The organism is Bacteroidota bacterium (genome assembly GCA_041658205.1).
Classification (GTDB): Bacteria; Bacteroidota; Ignavibacteria; order UBA10030; family UBA8401; genus UBA8401.
The window spans coordinates 780,837-799,774 of sequence record JBBAAO010000002.1 but is presented as its reverse complement, the minus strand read 5'-3'; the positions used below and the strand labels follow the sequence as shown (position 1 = coordinate 799,774).

At 41.8% G+C, this 18,938-nt stretch carries 13 protein-coding genes and 1 rRNA gene; 5 read left to right on the top strand and 9 right to left on the bottom strand.

Annotation, left to right across the window (positions count from 1 at the left end; genetic code table 11):
• A 16S ribosomal RNA gene (locus tag WDA22_15270) occupies positions 1–104 on the bottom strand; the annotation flags it as partial.
• Between the two features lie 379 nt (positions 105–483).
• Between WDA22_15270 and WDA22_15265 the strand changes: the two genes are divergently transcribed.
• Both WDA22_15265 and priA read left to right on the top strand, forming a co-directional pair.
• Positions 484–1,761 (top strand): glycosyltransferase N-terminal domain-containing protein, encoded by a 1,278-nt coding sequence (locus tag WDA22_15265; GenBank protein ID MFA5834835.1) that lies wholly within the window; start codon positions 484–486, stop codon positions 1,759–1,761.
• Positions 1,762–4,251 (top strand): primosomal protein N', encoded by a 2,490-nt coding sequence (gene priA / locus WDA22_15260; GenBank protein MFA5834834.1) that lies wholly within the window; start codon positions 1,762–1,764, stop codon positions 4,249–4,251.
• A gap of 24 nt (positions 4,252–4,275) precedes the next feature.
• On the opposite strand, the gene WDA22_15255 is transcribed toward priA, so the two are convergent.
• From WDA22_15255 to WDA22_15245, 3 genes are all read right to left on the bottom strand, one after another.
• Complete coding sequence (locus WDA22_15255; protein ID MFA5834833.1) at positions 4,276–5,037, bottom strand: hypothetical protein; 762 nt, start codon at positions 5,035–5,037, stop codon at positions 4,276–4,278.
• Positions 5,038–5,175: 138 nt separating this feature from the next.
• On the bottom strand, positions 5,176–6,390 hold the full coding sequence (locus tag WDA22_15250; GenBank protein ID MFA5834832.1) for a M14 metallopeptidase family protein: 1,215 nt from the start codon (positions 6,388–6,390) through the stop codon (positions 5,176–5,178).
• A 64-nt stretch (positions 6,391–6,454) separates the two neighbouring features.
• Positions 6,455–8,188 (bottom strand): FlgD immunoglobulin-like domain containing protein, encoded by a 1,734-nt coding sequence (locus WDA22_15245; GenBank protein ID MFA5834831.1) that lies wholly within the window; start codon positions 8,186–8,188, stop codon positions 6,455–6,457.
• Positions 8,189–8,408: 220 nt separating this feature from the next.
• Between WDA22_15245 and tig the strand changes: the two genes are divergently transcribed.
• The 3 genes from tig (at position 8,409) to clpX (ending at position 11,666) form a co-directional block, all read left to right on the top strand.
• Positions 8,409–9,680, top strand: coding sequence for a trigger factor (tig, locus tag WDA22_15240; protein ID MFA5834830.1), 1,272 nt, complete (start codon positions 8,409–8,411; stop codon positions 9,678–9,680).
• Positions 9,681–9,755: 75 nt separating this feature from the next.
• On the top strand, positions 9,756–10,406 hold the full coding sequence (clpP, locus tag WDA22_15235) for an ATP-dependent Clp endopeptidase proteolytic subunit ClpP (GenBank protein ID MFA5834829.1): 651 nt from the start codon (positions 9,756–9,758) through the stop codon (positions 10,404–10,406).
• A gap of 3 nt (positions 10,407–10,409) precedes the next feature.
• Entirely contained in the window at positions 10,410–11,666 is a 1,257-nt protein-coding gene (clpX, locus tag WDA22_15230; protein MFA5834828.1) for an ATP-dependent Clp protease ATP-binding subunit ClpX, read from the top strand.
• Between the two features lie 975 nt (positions 11,667–12,641).
• Here the strand turns inward: clpX and WDA22_15225 are convergent.
• From WDA22_15225 to gcvP, 5 genes are all read right to left on the bottom strand, one after another.
• Complete coding sequence (locus WDA22_15225) at positions 12,642–13,037, bottom strand: hypothetical protein (protein ID MFA5834827.1); 396 nt, start codon at positions 13,035–13,037, stop codon at positions 12,642–12,644.
• Between the two features lie 215 nt (positions 13,038–13,252).
• On the bottom strand, positions 13,253–13,972 hold the full coding sequence (locus WDA22_15220) for an RsmE family RNA methyltransferase (protein ID MFA5834826.1): 720 nt from the start codon (positions 13,970–13,972) through the stop codon (positions 13,253–13,255).
• 120 nt (positions 13,973–14,092) lie between these two features.
• Complete coding sequence (locus WDA22_15215) at positions 14,093–15,418, bottom strand: BamA/TamA family outer membrane protein (GenBank protein ID MFA5834825.1); 1,326 nt, start codon at positions 15,416–15,418, stop codon at positions 14,093–14,095.
• A 70-nt stretch (positions 15,419–15,488) separates the two neighbouring features.
• A complete protein-coding gene (locus tag WDA22_15210) occupies positions 15,489–15,896 on the bottom strand; it encodes a CoA-binding protein (protein MFA5834824.1) in 408 nt (135 codons plus the stop codon).
• Between the two features lie 85 nt (positions 15,897–15,981).
• Positions 15,982–18,861, bottom strand: coding sequence for an aminomethyl-transferring glycine dehydrogenase (gene gcvP, locus WDA22_15205; protein MFA5834823.1), 2,880 nt, complete (start codon positions 18,859–18,861; stop codon positions 15,982–15,984).
• Between the last annotated feature and the right edge of the window lie 77 nt (positions 18,862–18,938).

Genomic DNA, 18,938 nt, shown 5'->3' with positions numbered 1-18,938 from the left:
GTGCGCCGGTTTACAATGGATATTGCTACCCAATTCTCCCAGACTTGCATGTGTTAGGCACGCCGCCAGCGTTCGTCCTGAGCCAGGATCAAACTCTCCATTGTAATAAATTTCTTTATTTTCAACTGTGAGAATTTGTATAAATGAAACGTCTAGTTTTTGACTTGTTGAGCCGTACACACAAATTTTCAAAGAACAATTACCGTCGGTTTGTTTCCAAACGGGTTACAAATATAACATATTTTAATCCGTTTGTCAACCACCTATTAAAACTTTCTTCAATGTTTTTAAACATTGTGTCACATTGAAGAGTTTTTAATATAATACATGATTACTCATAAGTCAAGTTTTTACCACGTATGTGTATTAATTTTCCTTAAGAATCCTCTAACAAGAAAATCACCAACAGTTATTTGAGACAATTATATCCTATTCGTTGCACTAAAATACTCCTATCGATATATTAAATAAAATGCTGGGGCAATGAACTTTTTTCTGATCGCTTACAATATTACTGTCATTCCTCTCTTATGGATTGTCTTTCATTTGGGAGGATTCGTCAATAAAAAAATACGACGGGGGATCCGGGGAAGGAAAAATCTTTTTCCCGTTCTTCAAGCGAATATTGAAAAGCTGAAAGGATCGAAACGTTTTTGGTTTCACGCATCATCACTTGGCGAATTTGAACAAGCAAAACCGATTATTGCCGCCATCAAAAAAAATCATCCCAACGTCGATATCATTGCTACATTCTTCTCACCCTCGGGATTTGATAATTCAAAAAATTACAAAGCAGCAAATGTTATTTCCTATATTCCGTTCGATTCTTACCACAGCGTAAAGACCTTCATTAAAATTGTGCAGCCGGATGTTGCCATCATGGTGCGATATGACATCTGGCCAAACATGATCTATGCATTACGGAAGAACAATATCCCAATTGTCATTGCCAATGCAACGATGAAAGGAAATTCTCTTCGTACTCTTCCATTGTTTCTTCACTTTCATCGTTCTCTCTACAATTGCTTCACACATATTTTGACTGTTTCGGAAAATGATCAATTATCTTTTCAGAAGTTTGGAACAACTGTTCCACTGATCAAAGTAATCGGAGATACTCGCTTTGACCAGGTGATGATGAGAAGCGAAGATGCCCGTCAAAAACATTTGTTATCACCATCTATCACTGCTCATAAAAAGATATTTGTCGTGGGTCAAAACTGGTCCGAGGATGATGATGTTATCCTTCCTGTAATTCTGAAAATCCAACAAAATGAAAATGCATTGTTGACTATCATTGTGCCGCACGAACCGACGGTTGACTATCTGGAAGAATTGGAATCGAAACTGAGTGGGAATATTTCGCATATTAGATTTTCTGAACTTAATAACTTTGCCGGTGAAAAAGTGATTTTGATCGACAGCATTGGCATTTTAGTGGCGCTCTATCAATATGCCCATGTTGTCTACATCGGGGGAAGTTTCAAACAGGGCATTCATAATGTTCTTGAACCGTCGGTATTCGGCGTCCCGGTCATCTACGGTCCAAAACATACTAACTCGCAAGAAGCTGTTGAACTTGCTAAACAAGGAGCCGGCTTCGTCATTGAACAAGAAAAAGAGCTATATAGAACCTTAAGAACATTGTTGGATAATTCCGAAATTCGAACTCGCGCCGGAAATATTTCAGAAGCATTCGTCCGTAAAAACTGCGGCGCAACAGAACGTTTTCTGCATTACCTTGAACCGTATCTGAAATAAATGAACCTACAACTCGTCAACGTTGCTCTTCCCGTACCGCTCCCGCAACTATTCACGTATAGCGTTCCGAAACAATTTGAGACATTAGTCGCTCCAGGAATCGCTGTCATTGTCCCGTTCGGCAGAAAGGTGATGACGGGGATTATCATTGGACTCACTAAAGAGCGGCCGAATGTTACTATCAAACAAATTGTCGATATCATTGATCTTCATCCCATCATCACTTCAGCCGATCTTACACTTTCGGCATGGATAGCTGACTACTATAATACATCCCTTGGAGAAACAGTAAGACTATTTCTCCCCGCCGGATTCAGCCAAACAAGCAAACGTATCTTATCGCTGTCAGTACCTATTTCACATACGCAGGCGTTTCCTATCTCCCAGCGAAAGATTTTGAACGCGCTTGTCGATGGACCATTGTCGATTTTACAATTGAAAAAAAAAACAGGTATCCAAAACATCTATGCTGCGGTGAATGCACTGACATTAATCGGTGCGATCACCATGGAAGAGCAGGCTTCAAAACGGCCGGCAAAAAAGAAAGAATGGTATTTTCTCCGGATATCGAACGACGAAACAATTGAACTTCGAGGGAAAAAGCGGAAAGAGATTTGGCAAACTATTCTCTTATTGCCGAAGGAAGAGATTGCGGTAAAAAAATTTTTACAAATTCATTCGACTACATTAACAGCCATAAAATCATTGGCGCAGCAAAATCTTGTTTCCCTTTTTCAAAAAGACGTAGAACGAAAAACGGAGTTTGCGGCAGATGAACATATTTCGAAAAGTTTATTGATACAGCTGAATGAACGACAGAAGGAATTGGTTGGGACAATTTCTTCAGCAATCGACCGCAATATTCCGCACACATTTTTGCTGCACGGCATTACCGGCAGCGGAAAAACACAAGTATACATTGAAGCCATTCGGCATACCCTGTCGCAGAATAAAACGGCGATCGTTCTTATTCCCGAAATCTCTCTAACGCCTCAGACGGTGAAACGATTTCAAATCCATTTTGGAGATTTTGTCGTATGGATGCACAGTAAAATGTCCGACGGAGAGCGATATGATGCGTGGCGTTTGACAAAAGAAGGAAAATATAAAATAGTCATCGGACCGCGATCTGCGTTATTTGCTCCGTTGACAAATATTGGATTAGTAATAGTCGATGAGGAACATGAATCTTCCTACAAACAATTCGATGCCAGTCCACGATATCATGCACGCGACGTTGCTGTTATGCGCGCACTTCTATACAATGCTGTTGTGGTTTTAGGTTCTGCTACGCCTTCAATAGAGTCCTACACAAATGCATTGAATGAAAAATATACATTGCTCACGCTGCCAGATCGTGCCGACAATGCCGTGCTTCCTCCTGTAACGATTGTAAACATGGTGGACGAGCGAAAGCGTTTATTTGCCGAGGCAAAAATACAAGCAAAAGAAATTGGAAAGAAGGCATTTGAGAATCTATCCCGGAGTATTTCATCAACATTGGAATTAAAGATTCGCGATCGATTAGAAAAAAAAGAAGGGATCATACTTCTTCAAAACAGACGCGGTTTTGCGCCATTTATCGAATGCACTTCATGTGGTCATGTTGAACAATGCGATCGATGTAATGTAACAATGACGTATCATGCCACCAAAAAACATATGCGGTGCCATTATTGCGGAAAAGTGAAACCCACACCTACAGTTTGTTCCCAATGTGGTGGATTTGAATTTTCACTAAACGGATTCGGCACACAGCGTGTTGAACAAGAGATAACAGGTCTATTCCCTTCCGCTGTCATCACACGGATGGACATGGATACCACTTCCAGAAAAGGCTCCCACGAAAAAATATTACGGCAATTTGGTGAAGGAGGAGCAGATATATTACTCGGGACGCAAATGGTTGCCAAAGGACTTGATTTCCCTCGTGTGACGTTGGTTGGAGTCATTTCTGCTGATACCCAAATGATGCTCCCCGATTTTCGATCGGCAGAGAGAACGTTTCAGTTGTTGACACAGGTTGCCGGGCGCGCGGGCCGCAGTACTCTTGCCGGCGAAGTGATTATTCAAACATCGCAGCCGGGACATTATGCGCTGAAACATGTTCACGACCATGACTTTGTTGGATTTTACAACGAAGAAATTGAATATCGGAAGTCGATCAACTATCCGCCGTTCTCACGAATAGTCGTCATAGAATTTAAAGGGAAGAACGAGAAGAGTGTTGAACAAATGGCGATTGAATTTGGAAAACGATTGTTTGTTCTGCTTTTGAGAGAATCTATCTTGGGTCCTTCTCCTGCCGTGCTTTCAAAGATAAAAAATGAGTACCGTTGGCAGATTGTCATTAAAGCAGATAAAGAGCGGGATAAAAATGGAACACGCGCCCGGCATTCCGTGGCGCGTGTTGTAAACGATCTTCAACAGCAATCGACAAAAGTGAATGTAAAAATTATTGTGGATGTGGATCCGACGGGTATCCTCTAACGACGATTCACAATACAGTGTATGTTACCTTCCGATCAACGCTCCTCCGTAACTAAAGAGAACAGTCCACATCAACCAAACACCGACACCAACCAAGATTCCTTTTACAGAAGAAACCGACCATACTTTTGAAAAACCGATACCGATCACTACGTACTGCCAGAGTGTGAAGAGATTGATAGATGAAAGAAAGATATGCGTCTTATTCACTGGATCAACCTCCCCGACCAACATGGCAAGATTTGCACCTGCATAGATCGAGCCCATCGAAACGACGAACACCATTCCGATCAACGAACTGACAGCAGCAATGTACATCGATAGTCCGTACACTTCACACACTTTCATATACGGTACAACGGATTTGAACGCGAACTTTCCAACAATCCAATACACAAGTGAGAATCCAAACAAGGATGCGAATACAAAGATTGCTATCCCAACAGAACCGAAGATCATCCATATGGGTGAACCTGGTTTCGGCATAAATCCAACAGCCCGATCCATTTCTTCCTGTGTCATCTTACCATCCGCTACTTGTTTCTGCATTTCCTTCAGCTGACTATCCTGCATCTGATCCTGAATAGGTGCCTGATTGAACACAACGAACATGTAGATGAGCATCATAATCAATGTAAACACAACCGGTAAACCCCAATTTGAGTTTTTCGGTTCCGTCGTGGAAATCTGTTGATAAATTTCAGACGGAGATGAAAGAATGCCGACAAATTTATCGCTGAATGACATTTCGTTTGACGGCTCAGGAGTTCTGATCTCTTCAGGCATATGATATTCCTTTCTTAAGGTGATTGAAATTCGCTGGTAGTTTAAACAATCAATAGTCCAGTATCAAACTCTTTTTTAAAGCACAAAAGGCGGATTGCTCCGCCCTGTGTGAAAATTCGATAGCATATCAAAAACTGGTCATTTTAGTTTTTTTGTGAGTTCCTCAAGATTCACGATATCATTCATTTCAACAGTTGTTCCGTCTATTGTCTTTCCATTACCATTCCATGTATCATGAGCTGAAAAGACAGAAAGGTCGCCGATGTCTACCACTCTTCCTTTCCACCATGTTCCATGAGAATCACGAATCTCTTCCATATTAATTGCAATATCGGCAACAAGCGGAGGACGTCCGTCAGAAAATGTGACGGTCACTTTTTCAATGATCAGGTCAAAAAGATTTTTGGTGTTCATTGGAATATTTTCGTACGGCAAGATTCCGGCCTTTTCATATGCTTTGGTTGCAATGGAATGAAATGTTGCCAGCAAACCGACACAATTCAGTTTTCGGATGAACATTTTTTCCGGATCGTTCTTCCACCCTCCGCTTTCGATCAAAATAACACTCGTTCCCCATTTTTGGATATTGTCTCCAAACGCACGCGGTTCAAACGTATCATCATATTTTGCGAGATTATTCGGAACAAATTGTTGAAGCACGAGTGTTAATGCTGATGCCACTTTTTTTGCACGTGTCCGAACGGCGTTGTCCTCTTTTTCCACATTGTATGCAGGCGCCAGAAGCGAAATGACAGCGACAGTCCCTTTGTCACCGACGGAATATCTCGGATCTTGATCGTGCAGATTAAATCCGATTTCGGGATTGTATTTATCCCGCGTCTCTTTTAAAATTTTTGCTTCGGGAGTCTGCAATCGAAGCGCATCCCGATTCATGTCAATTCCCTGTGATGTTCGCCGTTGAAATCGTTCGGCACCATCCGGATTGAGCATTGGAATAATCAGCAAGGTTGTTTCTGAAAGGATTTTCTTTACTTCTGCAGAATTTCTATTCAACGAGATATAGTTTAACAGATCAAGCAGTCCCATCGTCGCTGTCGGTTCATCACCATGCATCTGCGACCACATAAATACTTTTGTTTTTCCTGTACCAAGAGTCAACAAGTTGATCGAACGATGTTCCGCAGAACTTCCGATCTGCTCCATTGTCATTAAACCACCGAGCGATTTTGTTAAGGAGTCAAGATGCGTCATCAACTCCGCATGGTTAAATCGGCGCGAAGCGACAGGAGTAAATGCATACTTTTCGTACGAATCGAATAACGATTTTGAGAATTGTGATTCTGCAAGATGTGTAGTCATAACAAAAACCGAAAGGACAATAAATATTTTCATAGAATTCTGTACAAATAAAAACCGTCCTGCCCGGGTGAACAGGACGGTTTATTGTACCAAAAAATTACTTCAATAACAGCATCCGTTTTGTGTCGGTAAACGAACGGCCGTCGCTCAATTGAGCGGTCACTCGGTAGAGATACATTCCGCTCGATACCGATTTTCCGAAAGTATTTGCAGCATTCCAAACAATTGCATTATATCCTTGTTGTGCTTCGCCGCTATATAATTCGTTAACAATATTTCCAAGCACATCATACACCGTCACGGTTACTTTTGCATTCTCCGGAAGCGAATAACTTATTGTTGTGGAAGGATTAAAAGGATTCGGATAGTTCTGATTGAGCATAAACTCCGTCGGCACACCTTGAGTTTTCACTGATACTAAATTTTGCACCGTCACCGTATCATATCCTTTTGTAATTCGTGTAACAACAGTACCTGCGCGAGGCGGAGACACCATAAAGATCTCTTCATTTGCATTTTCGAACCAGATAATATTTCCTGCCCAGTCTAATGCAATATCAGCATTGGCATTATTATTTCCGCCGAGACTCCCCACGACATCACCTGATTTGAAGATTCTTTTTGCTTCAGGAAAACCGCCGTCAACATTGATAATCTGATGAATTCCCAGATTCATCGTGTCTGATCCGTTCGCTCCTCGAATGCTGTAATACATTGTATCATCAGATGCAGAAATTTTATCAGGTCCGCGTTGCAGCGCAAAACAGACAGGTAATCCTGTCGTGTGAGAAATTGAAAACAGCGCATCGGCACGTTTTTTTGGTAGCGTTCCTGAAATATCATACCGCTCGATATATCCAGGCGCAACACCTGCTGCTCCCGTCCTTAAGGTAACAAACATTGCACCTCCATCGTCAAGTATCACATCACGAACATACGCGCCAAATGATCCCACAAGTTGAAGTGCCGTGGCCAATGTATCGCTTGTTCCGATATCCGCTCTCCAAACAACTGTATCCGCAGCAATATAGAGTTTTAAGTTTGAACCTTCGCCGGTAGTATATATGCCTCGCGGGAAAGTAATATTTCTGATAATGATTTTGGGAACAGCGGAATCATGATCCATTCGTGTGACAAAATTTCCACCGTTGCTTGCTTGATATATTCGTCCTTTACTATCGATAGCAGAAGTCCATGGTGCAGTACCTCCCCAATCAAATGTTCCACCGTTCGCAGTCCCCAATGTTTGTTTTAATAGAGGATGTCCTGTATCGGAACCTGCAAATGATCCGTCGGGATTATATCGAAGGGTTCCAAGTTTATATCCTTCATCGTTTGCGGGATCAGAATTGCTTGCATACCAATACCCAAATCCGCGCGTATCCATATTGTTATTGATATCGACACCGCGCGTGTAAATTCCACGAGCGATTGCCGTCGGAGGAACGTTGGCAGTTTGTTGAAAATAAAATGCGGTATATTTATCGGCGGATCGTGGTTTTTGAGTGGCCTGTAATTTTACATAATATTTTTGTCCTGCTACTGCGCCATTTCCATCCCAGGTGATGGAATTTAGTCCGCGCGCTTGAGGCGATGATACTACGGAGGCTGTTACCACATTCGTCGCAGCGTTATATACTTTCAATTCTACAGATGTTGCTGTATCATTTAAGATATATGATACCTTCATCCCGGTACCATCAGTAAATTTTCCGTCGAATGCGCTCCCATTAGGATTGGTGATGGTAATACGAGATGCAAATACATCTGCATAGACTATACCGGATACAACCATCAAAATTACTGCAACAATTGTAACGATTTTTTTCATGCTGACTCCTTTTATTGATATGATATGGAATTAGAAAGTATTCGATGCAGGTAAACAGCATATCGGAGAATATAGTCTGTTTGTTAAAGAATCGCAATATTTTTGAAAAAAAAGATACGCTTGGGATTTTGGGCATATTTTCGTATTTTTATGAACATTTTTGAATCCCGAACTTTCGGGATTTTTTTTCACCACCAGAACAAGTAAGGAGTTTTTTTCAGTGGAAGTAACTATTAACAACGTGAATGATTGTGTTCGGGAAATGACTGTAACAATGTCCCAGATAGAGTTAACGCCTCATTTTGAGACTGCCTATAAAGAAGCTGCGCCGGCACTAGAGATTAAGGGATTCCGCAAAGGAAAAGTTCCAATGCATATGATTAAAAAAATGTTCGGACCGAGCATTGAATATCAAAAAGTTGAAGAAATTACGAACGATGTTTTCAAAACGGAAGTAGAAGCACGCAATTTGAATCCGATTGGTACGCCCCAGATCAACAAAATTGATTTCAAACCCGGAACACCCTTAACGTTTGCCGTTACGTTTGAAGTTCGACCGGAATTTGAATTGAAAGATTACAAAACGATTGCGCTCGAAAAATATATTCATAAGGCAACTGAGACCGAAGTTGAAAGCGAAATTGAACGTTTACAGCAAATCAATTCCACAACGGAAGAAGCACAAAAAGTCATCGATGAACATTTTATTGTAACCGTTGATATGCTGGATATGGATGAACATGGGCATTCGCGCGAAGGAATGAAGATCTACCTTAAAGAGAAATCGACAGAGAAAGAGATTAAAGAAGCGTTAGCAGGAGTTTCCGTTGGCGATGTGAAAGAAGTGAAGTTCTCACATCAGCATGGCGAACATTCACACGATGTTCATCTTAAACTGACGGTGAAGAAAATTGAAAAAGTAATCCTTCCCACAATGGATGATGCTCTGGCTCAAAAAGTGAGCAATGGAAAGTTCCAAACGGCGGAAGAGATGAAACAGAACATTAAAAAGGACTTGGAAGAATTCTGGAAAGAACGAAGCGATCGTCGATTCGAGAACGATTTGCTCTCCGAGATCGTCAAACAATATGAGTTCACTGTTCCGGAAGCTCTTGTTCAGAACGTCACCGACACGTTCATTGAAGATGCAAAAAACCAGCAGCCAAACAAACAATTGCCGAAGAATTTTAACGAAAAAACATATCGCGAACAGTCTCGTGAAACGGCACTTTGGCAATCTAAATGGCTGTTAATCAAGGAACAGTTCATTGCAAAAGAGAAAATTGAGATCTCCGACTCCGAAATTGAGAAGATTGCAGGTGAAGAGTCAGCAAAATTGAATATTGATAAAGAACGCCTTGTGAATTTCTACAAAAGTTCCGATAATGCGTTGGAGCGTTTGAAGTATAACCGTCTTCTTGATATTCTCAAACAAAATGTGAAGATTACGGAAGTTGAGACAGACGATTACAGTAAATTTGCGACACAATAAAAAGCAATTTTTTAGCGCTTCATACGTCTAATAGATTGTTCATATATCCGCAAATTTACTAACTCAGGGAGTTTTATGGTAACCACAAACAGCTTACAGACAAAACCGTACGAACTGTTCAATCAACTTGTTCCGATGGTTGTTGAACAGACGAGTCGCGGCGAACGCGCTTATGATATTTTCTCGCGTCTATTAAAAGAACGGATCGTCTTCATTGGGACTGCCATCGACGATTACGTTGCATCACTGGCGATAGCACAAATGCTTCATCTTGAAGCGGAAGATCCGGATAAAGATATTTCCGTGTATATCAATTCGCCCGGCGGTTCAGTGACGGCAGGTTTAGCAATCTACGATACCATGCAGATCATTCGTCCGCAAGTTGCAACGATCTGTGTTGGAATGGCAGCAAGCATGGGTGCAATTCTTCTTCTTGCCGGTGAAAAAGGAAAACGACAAGCACTGCCAAATGCACGCATCATGATCCATCAACCGTGGGGCGGTGTTCAAGGAACAGCATCCGACATTAGCATTCAGGCAGAAGAAATTTTAAAGACAAAGAAACGTCTTAACGAAATCATCGCTCAGCATACAGGTAAAACGATTGCTGATGTTGAAAAAGATACTGATCGCGATAATTATATGTCTTCTCTACAGGCTCAAGAGTACGGACTCATTGATAAAGTGTTAACAAAAAGAACCGCTGACAGCAAAAAAGAAAAGTAATGTATGAGTAAGCAAAAAAGCGAAGATAAAGTTCGATGTTCGTTCTGCGGTCGCAGGCCGGAAGAAGTTACCAGCATTATCGCCGGTCCCGATGTGTATATCTGCGATATGTGCGTTTCTACTTCTATGGACATCATCCGGAACAACTTATCTTCGGCCCGCACGAAACGGATCAAGAATAAAGGAATTCTCACGCCAACGCAGCTTAAAGGTGCGTTGGATGAGTATGTTATCGGACAGGAACAAGCAAAGAAAACACTCGCTGTTGCAGTCTATAATCACTACAAGCGTATCGACACTCAGGAACAGTTCTCTGATCCGGAAAATGTTGAGATCGAGAAGAGCAATATTCTTCTAATCGGTTCAACCGGAACAGGAAAAACACTCTTGGCTCAAACGCTTGCGCGGATTCTTGATGTTCCATTTGCGATTGCTGATGCTACAACGTTAACCGAAGCGGGATACGTGGGTGATGATGTTGAAACAGTATTGGTGCATCTCCTTCAAAATGCAGAATACAATGTAGAACGTGCTGAACGTGGAATTGTCTATATCGATGAGATCGATAAGATTGCCAGAAAAAGCGACAGTGCATCTATTACTCGAGATGTTTCCGGCGAAGGTGTTCAGCAGGCATTGCTGAAAATATTAGAAGGAACCGTAGCTGGCGTTCCGCCGAAAGGTGGACGGAAACATCCGGAGCAGAGTCTTATCAATCTTAATACAAAGAACATCCTGTTTATTTGCGGCGGTGCATTCGAAGGTTTGGAAAAAATCATTTCCCGTCGAGTTCACAAGAACGCCCTCGGATTTGGTGCAGACATCAAAAGCAAAAAAGAACATAATACAGATGTCTACATCCAAATGGCTGAACCGGATGATCTGTTGAAATTCGGATTGATTCCGGAATTCATCGGCCGATTGCCAATGCTGACAACGCTTCATTCACTCGACGAAACCGCTTTGATGAACATTTTGGTTGAACCGCGCAATGCTATTATCAAGCAGTTCAAAAAACTGTTTAAGTATGAAGGAGTTGAACTCGATTTTGAAGAATCAGCATTGAAACAGATTGTTGCCAAAGCGATGCTGCGTGGCACCGGTGCTCGTGCACTCCGATCGGTTGTGGAAGAGATTATGCGGGATATCATGTATGAACTCCCTTCAAAATCTAACGTCACAAAATGCGTGGTCACTAAAGAAACTGTTGAGAAGAAAAAAGAACCGATTTATGTTCTGGAAGAACGAAAATCAGCATAAGTATTTCACCGCAAAGACGCAAAGCACAATTTCGTAGGGCGAATCTCCAGATTCAACTCGTCATATTTTCATTTGCGACTTCTCAGTAGGGCGAATCTCCAGATTCGCCCTTTGTTTTTGTTTCGCTTAACAAGTAGATTAAAAAATCAATCCTACCGTCCATCGAATCTCCTGATTCGACTCAAGCATATTTTCATTTGCACCTTCTCGGTAGGTCGAATCTCCTGATTCGACCTATACTTTTTTTCATTTATATCGTCTAACAAGGTCGGAATTGGAATTCCGACCTACTGTCGTTCGAATCTTCTGATTCGACTCAAGCATATTTTCATTTGTACCTTCTCGGTAGGTCGAATCTCCTGATTCGACCTATACTTTTTTTCCATTTATATCGTCTAACAAGGTCGGAATTGGAATTCCGACCTACTGTCGTTCGAATCTTCTGATTCGACTCAAGCATATTTTTATTTGCGCCTTCTCGGTAGGTCGAATCTCCTGATTCGACCTATACTTTTTTTTCACTTGTATCGTCTAACAAGGTCGGAATTGGAATTCCGACCTACCGTTGGTCGAATCTCCTGATTCGACCTATACTTATTTTTCACTTGTATCGTCTAACAAGGTCGGAATTGGAATTCCGACCTACTGTTGGTCGAATCTCCTGATTCGACCTATACTTATTTTCACTTGTATCATCTAACAAGATTGGATGGGGAAATCCGACCTACTTTACAAAAACAATCCCTTATACTCCTCTTTAATGTATGTCCATTTCCAATCAATCCAATTTTTACAAAGATTTGCTTTAACCGAATTGTAGAGGATATATCGTATGACGTTTTCTGATTCTTGTTCACTTTTCACGACATGATCATAACTTTCGTTTTGCCAAAACCTATTCCCCGTTCTTTTTAATATTTTATTCCCTCTTCTCGCAGAATACTTTTTAATCGACTGAAGGATAGAATAGATCGGTTATCCTGATCGTCCGATAGAATGATCAAACAGGAGATGAACATGGTTTGGCATAACAGTGCATGCAATCAAATCGTAGGACGTTCCATCATGGTATTTGATAGCTTCGAATACGCAATTTGCAACATCTGGCATCCGCAACCACAGATCGCCGGTTTGGGAAGAGTCTAACAGTTGATCAAACTTTTCAAAGTAGAGTTGATGTTGTTTAAATCTTGCTTCACTATCTTTTGATTTTGTCTTTGACCGAAGTTCTTGAAATTCCGTTTTCAGTTCTTCTACAATGAATTTCGGCAAACTATTGGCAAGGCGAAATGTAACAAAATATTGAGCCTGTGTTGGATGGATGTGTGGAAGGTGTCGCCTGTAGTATGGTTTGTATTTTAATTCTGCCATAACAGTAATTGCCGAAAACAAAAGTAACTCAAAAACAATTCTTCTGTTGGTCGAATCTCCTGATTCGACCCATACATATTTTCATTTGCATCATCTTGTAAGGTCGGAATTGGAATTCCGACCTACCGTTGGTCGAATCTCCTGATTCGACCTATACTTATTTTCATTTGTATCTTCTCATAAGGTCGGATTTGAAAATCCGACTTACAACTACTTTATTCATTCCCAACCACCCAGCTTAATGCTACAATCGCGGCGGTCTCCGTCCGTAATCTTCTTCTTCCCAATGAGACTTGCGTAAATGCTGCTTGTTCTGCCTGCATTACTTCTTCATCGGTAAATCCACCTTCGGGACCAATTAGAATCATTGCATTCCTTGGAGGTTTTCGATGTTTCAATGCCTCAGCAATAAACAATACATGATCTGTCCGCTCATACGGAATCAATTTTAAGTCGAACTCAGTAGAATTTGCGATTGCAACATCAAAATCTGTGGGAGGAGTAATTTTGGGAAGGATGCATCTCCCCGATTGCTTCATGGCGGCGAGTGCAATGTTATTCCAACGATCTTCCTTCGGTGATCGAGCGATTGTCCGCATCGTTTGCAGCGGGATAATTGTGCGAACACCAAGCTCCGTCGCTTTCTCGATAATCCAATCCATTCGGGAAGGATTCTTTAATTGAGCAACAGCGAGTGTAATATCAATATCAGGTTCATGGTGATGATGATGCTCAAACAAAATTTCACATTCAACCATTTCCGGAGCAACAAGACGAATAACTACTTCAAATGCTTTTCCGGCACCATCAACTATCCAGATTAAATCGCCCGGTTGTTTCCGAAGAACGCGGGAAATATGCCGTGCTTCTTCTCCTTCAATCGCAATATGCTGGTCAATAATATATTCTGCTGGGACGTAAAAATATTCGCTCATAGATTACATAGTAGTTGAGTATATAAGTAGTCGAGTCGTTGAGACATAAATAATAAATAGAATTCGTTGATTAAGAATATTGTTTTCAACTACTCATATTCTCAACGACTCAACTACGCTTTAGAGTGCCGCACCTAAATCTAAAATAATTTCTCCTTGGGAGAAAGGTTTTCCATACGGAATTCCAAATTCAATTCTTGCCACAGCGCTGTAGGCAAGCAATAAATGAATCCCGACACCGTAGCCGGAATACATTCTATTGAGCGCGAGCGGCTCATCTCGATACCATGAATTTCCGGCGTCGGCGAAAAGAGCAGCGTTCACCGCAAAACGAATATCCTTAAATTGTTCAAACGGGATAAAACCAAAATGAAAATATCGGGGAGAAATCAGTGGAATGTGTGTTTCAATTGTTGCTCCCGCAATTTGGTCCCCTTCCAGTATCGTATTAAAATGTCCGCGAATGCGCTCGTTATAGCCAAAAAATGTATGTCCGTAATTCGGAATGCGCCCGCCGCTGGCTAGACTGGTAAAGACTCTTCCGGCAAGAACAATATCGTTCCACGTCGGGATAAATCGACGATAATCAATTCCGAACCGTTGATAATCTACATCCTTTTCCAGTAATCCATATTTGGAAATTCCAAGACTTAACAGTGTCCCATATTTTGCATATTCTTTCAGATCACGCGTATCATAAAAATAAGCCGCATGAAGCGAATAAAATTCATCTCTGCCATTTGTCGATAACGTTCTTCCGGCACGATTATCTGATACATGAAGATTAAGGAATTCCGCTTTCATGGTGATAAGTGTGAAGAGAGAGAATCGTTTCCCCACCGTTATTTCTCCCCCCGACCGATGCTCATCAAAGTTCGGGGTGCCCGATAGTGAAACCAAACTACGGTTTCTTAGTTCGGTGTAATAAGCCCGCAGAGACAAAAAAATTCTGTTTTCTACATTGATCTGCGGGTTGATATAATTGATGGAAACAAACGGATCGTATCCCAATGCAAACGCGCCGTACAATTGCACGTTCTCTCCCGCCACATTATTATGCGCCAGTCCGAGTCCGTAATAATATTTTGAAAAATCTCTGTCTTTAATTCCAAGCACGGGGAAAGGATAATAGAACCAGCGTTCTACAACTTGCACGGAGAGTGTTGCCACATCAGCGGAATCGGGGATAACTTTGATATCAACTTTGGTAAATAATCGAAGGCTATAAATTCTATTAATATCAAATTGAAGTGCTTCATGTGTGATCAATGAACCCGGCTTCAACGACATTTCCTGTTCAATGATGTAATATTTCGTCACCTCATTGCCGATATAGATCACCTGACCGACGTGATATGTCGAATCGGGAAATGTGAAGACTGGGATGGAGACTTCCTGCGCTTCACATAAGAACAAGAACGGAAATAAAAGTAAGAATGATCGCATCATCAATGTAATATAACAAAAACAAAAGGCAGAACATCGGTTCTGCCTTTATCTATACCTTTCAACATTACTATCGCATCAGAGCGCGATGCTCAACCGCGATGCATAAATCCATGACAACGTTTAATCCCGCCTGTTCAGCCTTTTCGGCAGCAGCTTCGTTCACAACACCCAGCTGCATCCAAACTGACCTTGCCCCGACAGCAATTGCTTCATCAATAATCGGTTCAACATCATCAGGATTTCTAAAAATATCGACAATGTCGATCTTCTCCGGAACTGATTTCAAATCGGGATAACATTTCATTCCTAGCACTTCCTGATATTGAGGATTGACCGGAAATACCGAATACCCCTTTGTTCCCAAATACTCCGCAATCGCACCACTATCCCGCCACGGTTTTGGAGATGCACCGACGACAGCGATTGTTTTTGATTCTGTCAATAATCTTTTAATATCTTTTTCGCTAGTTATCATATCTATTATTACAAGATTGCAAAATTACATGATTTTCAAGATTGGTATATTCTTCAATTTTGCAATCTTTCAATCTTGATAATTCCTAATTTGTTTCTTCCATATACGCCTCCACCGGCGGACAAACGCAAATCAACTGTCTATCACCATGCGTATCATTGACACGACCGACACTCGGCCAGAATTTGCGCGCCTGAACCCATGCGGTTGGATATGCAGCCTTTTCTCGCGAGTACGAGTGTTTCCAATCGTTGCTCATTACTGCATGCGCTGTGTGCGGTGCATGTTTCAGGACGTTATCGTCTTTCGGGAATTGACCTTTTTCAATCTCTTCAATTTCTTTGCGGATATGAAGAAGCGCATCGCAGAACCGATCAAGTTCACCTTTCGGTTCGCTTTCTGTCGGCTCAATCATTAATGTGCCGGCAACCGGGAACGAAACTGTCGGAGCATGGAAACCATAATCCATCAATCGCTTTGCAATATCGGTCACTTCAATTCCTGCGGAAGATTTAAACTTGCGCATATCTACAATCATTTCGTGAGCGCATCGTCCGTTCTTTCCAACATACAAAATGTCGAATGTTTTTTCTAAGCGCGCTTTAATATAATTTGCATTGAAAATTGCATACTTGGTTGCATTGGTCAATCCGTTTGCCCCCATCATTTTTATATAAGCAAATGAGATGAGCAAAATGCTTGCGCTTCCCCAGGGACCGGAAGAGACAGCGCTCATCGATTGTTCACCGCCAATATCAACTACAGAATGTCCCGGCAAGAATGGAACAAGATGATCCGCAACGCAGATCGGTCCCATGCCAGGCCCACCGCCGCCGTGAGGAATACAGAATGTCTTGTGTAAGTTTAAATGACAAACGTCCGCACCGATACGCGCCGGACTTGTTAATCCGACCTGTGCATTCATATTCGCTCCATCCATATATACTTGTCCGCCATTCTTATGGATGATCGCGCACATTTCCTGAATGCTCTCTTCAAACACACCGTGCGTTGAAGGATACGTTACCATTAAGCAAGCAAGATTCGCTTTATGCTGTTCTGCTTTCGCTTTCAGATCATCCACTTCCACATTTCCGCGTTCATCACATTTTACCACAACTACATGCAGACCTGCCATCACAGCGCTTGCCGGATTTGTTCCATGCGCCGACGAAGGAATCAGTGCAATATTTCTGTGTGATTCATTTTTGAATTTTTGATATTCGCGAATCACAAGCAGTCCGGTATATTCTCCTTGCGCGCCCGCATTTGGCTGCAGCGAAACTCCGGAAAACCCTGTAATTTCTTTCAGGTCGTTCGAAAGTTCTTCAAAAATTTGCGTGTAACCCATCGCCTGTTCTTGTGGAATAAAAGGATGCAGCGAACTGAATTCCGGCATCGTAATGGGAAGCATCTCTGTTGTTGCATTCAACTTCATCGTGCAGGAACCAAGGGGAATCATCGAGAAATTCAATGAAAGATCTTTCATCTCCAACGAATGGATATATCGAAGCATTTCGTGTTCTGAATGATGAGTGTTAAAGACGGGATGCAGCATGAAGTTGCTTGTGCGGATAAGATTTTTGCTCCATTCGCATTGAAGATTTTTCGCCAGTTCTGCAACGGAGATCACTTTACTTTTTACCGATGCAAAAACGGAGAGAATCGTTTCCACTTCTTTCAGTGTGGTTGTTTCGTCCACAGAGATTCCAATCACCGTTTCACTGATCTGCCGAAAATTCATTTGAGCACCAACCGCACGGCTTAAAATAGACGCCGTGGCATTTCCTGTTTCAATAGCAAGCGTATCAAAATACATTTCGTTGGTCTGCTTAAACTCCAGTTTCTTCAAACCTTTATCCAGCACTTTGGCAAGACCATGCACACGCGATGCAATTTTTTTTAATCCTTCCGGTCCATGATAAACGCCGTACATACTGGCCATAATAGCAAGCAGAACTTGCGCTGTGCAAATATTACTTGTCGCTTTTTCGCGGCGGATATGCTGTTCGCGTGTTTGCAGCGCCATGCGGTATGCTTTATTTCCGTTGGAATCAATCGACACGCCGATGATACGTCCCGGCATTACCCGTTTGTATTCATCTTTTGTTGCCATAAATGCTGCATGCGGTCCGCCGTATCCCATCGGCACACCGAATCTCTGTGCACTGCCGACAACAATATCAGCTCCGAATTCCGCTGGAGGCGTCAATACAGTCAACGCAAGAATATCTGCTGCCACAGTGACGAGCACATTGTTCGATTTTGCCCCAGCGCAGAATTCTGCATAATCATAAATCGCTCCATTACCTGCTGGATACTGAACTAACGCGCCAAATACTTTTTCCCCAAACTTGAATGTCCGGTGATCTCCAATAACAATTTCAATTCCGAGATGAACTGAGCGTGTCTTTAAGACATCAATTGTTTGCGGAAAACATTCTTCCGAAACAAAAAATTGATTTCCTTTCTTTTCATGATTCGCAGAATACATCATGAACATCGCTTCAGCGGCGGCTGTTCCTTCGTCAAGCAGCGACGCGTTGGCAATTTGCATTCCGGTCAGATCGATAATCATTGTCTGATAATTGAGCAATGCTTCCAATCGTCCCTGAGAAATCTCTGCCTGATACGGAGTGTATTGCGTGTACCAACCCGGATTCTCCAAAATATTTCGTTGGACTATAGGAGGAACAATCGTTCCATAATATCCGGCGCCGATAAATGAGCGGAAGACTTTGTTTCTGGATGCTATCATCCGAATATAATTGATTGTCTCATTTTCGGTCATCGCTTTGTTAATCTTCATCGGCGACTCAAGACGAATATGCGCAGGAACAGTCTGCTCAATCAATTCATCAACAGATGAAACGCCGATTGTTTTCAGCATCTCTTTAGTTTCTTCTTCGTTCGGGCCGATGTGACGTGGTTCAAAAATGTCTGTGGGGGAAATGTTTAGATTCATAAGTCTCGAAGTTAATAAAAATTAAAAAAATCGTTTAAGGTTCAAAATGCAAGATTCAAGATGAAAGATTCAAGGTT

Coding starts and splice junctions, on each gene's coding strand:
- WDA22_15220 (MFA5834826.1), bottom strand. CDS start 13,972: ATGAGCGAATATTTTTACGTCCCAGCAGAATATATTATTGACCAGCAT.
- clpX (MFA5834828.1), top strand. CDS start 10,410: ATGAGTAAGCAAAAAAGCGAAGATAAAGTTCGATGTTCGTTCTGCGGT.
- WDA22_15245 (MFA5834831.1), bottom strand. CDS start 8,188: ATGAAAAAAATCGTTACAATTGTTGCAGTAATTTTGATGGTTGTATCC.
- WDA22_15225 (MFA5834827.1), bottom strand. CDS start 13,037: ATGGCAGAATTAAAATACAAACCATACTACAGGCGACACCTTCCACAC.
- gcvP (MFA5834823.1), bottom strand. CDS start 18,861: ATGAATCTAAACATTTCCCCCACAGACATTTTTGAACCACGTCACATC.
- clpP (MFA5834829.1), top strand. CDS start 9,756: ATGGTAACCACAAACAGCTTACAGACAAAACCGTACGAACTGTTCAAT.
- WDA22_15210 (MFA5834824.1), bottom strand. CDS start 15,896: ATGATAACTAGCGAAAAAGATATTAAAAGATTATTGACAGAATCAAAA.
- WDA22_15250 (MFA5834832.1), bottom strand. CDS start 6,390: ATGAAAATATTTATTGTCCTTTCGGTTTTTGTTATGACTACACATCTT.
- WDA22_15255 (MFA5834833.1), bottom strand. CDS start 5,037: ATGCCTGAAGAGATCAGAACTCCTGAGCCGTCAAACGAAATGTCATTC.
- priA (MFA5834834.1), top strand. CDS start 1,762: ATGAACCTACAACTCGTCAACGTTGCTCTTCCCGTACCGCTCCCGCAA.
- WDA22_15265 (MFA5834835.1), top strand. CDS start 484: ATGAACTTTTTTCTGATCGCTTACAATATTACTGTCATTCCTCTCTTA.
- WDA22_15215 (MFA5834825.1), bottom strand. CDS start 15,418: ATGCGATCATTCTTACTTTTATTTCCGTTCTTGTTCTTATGTGAAGCG.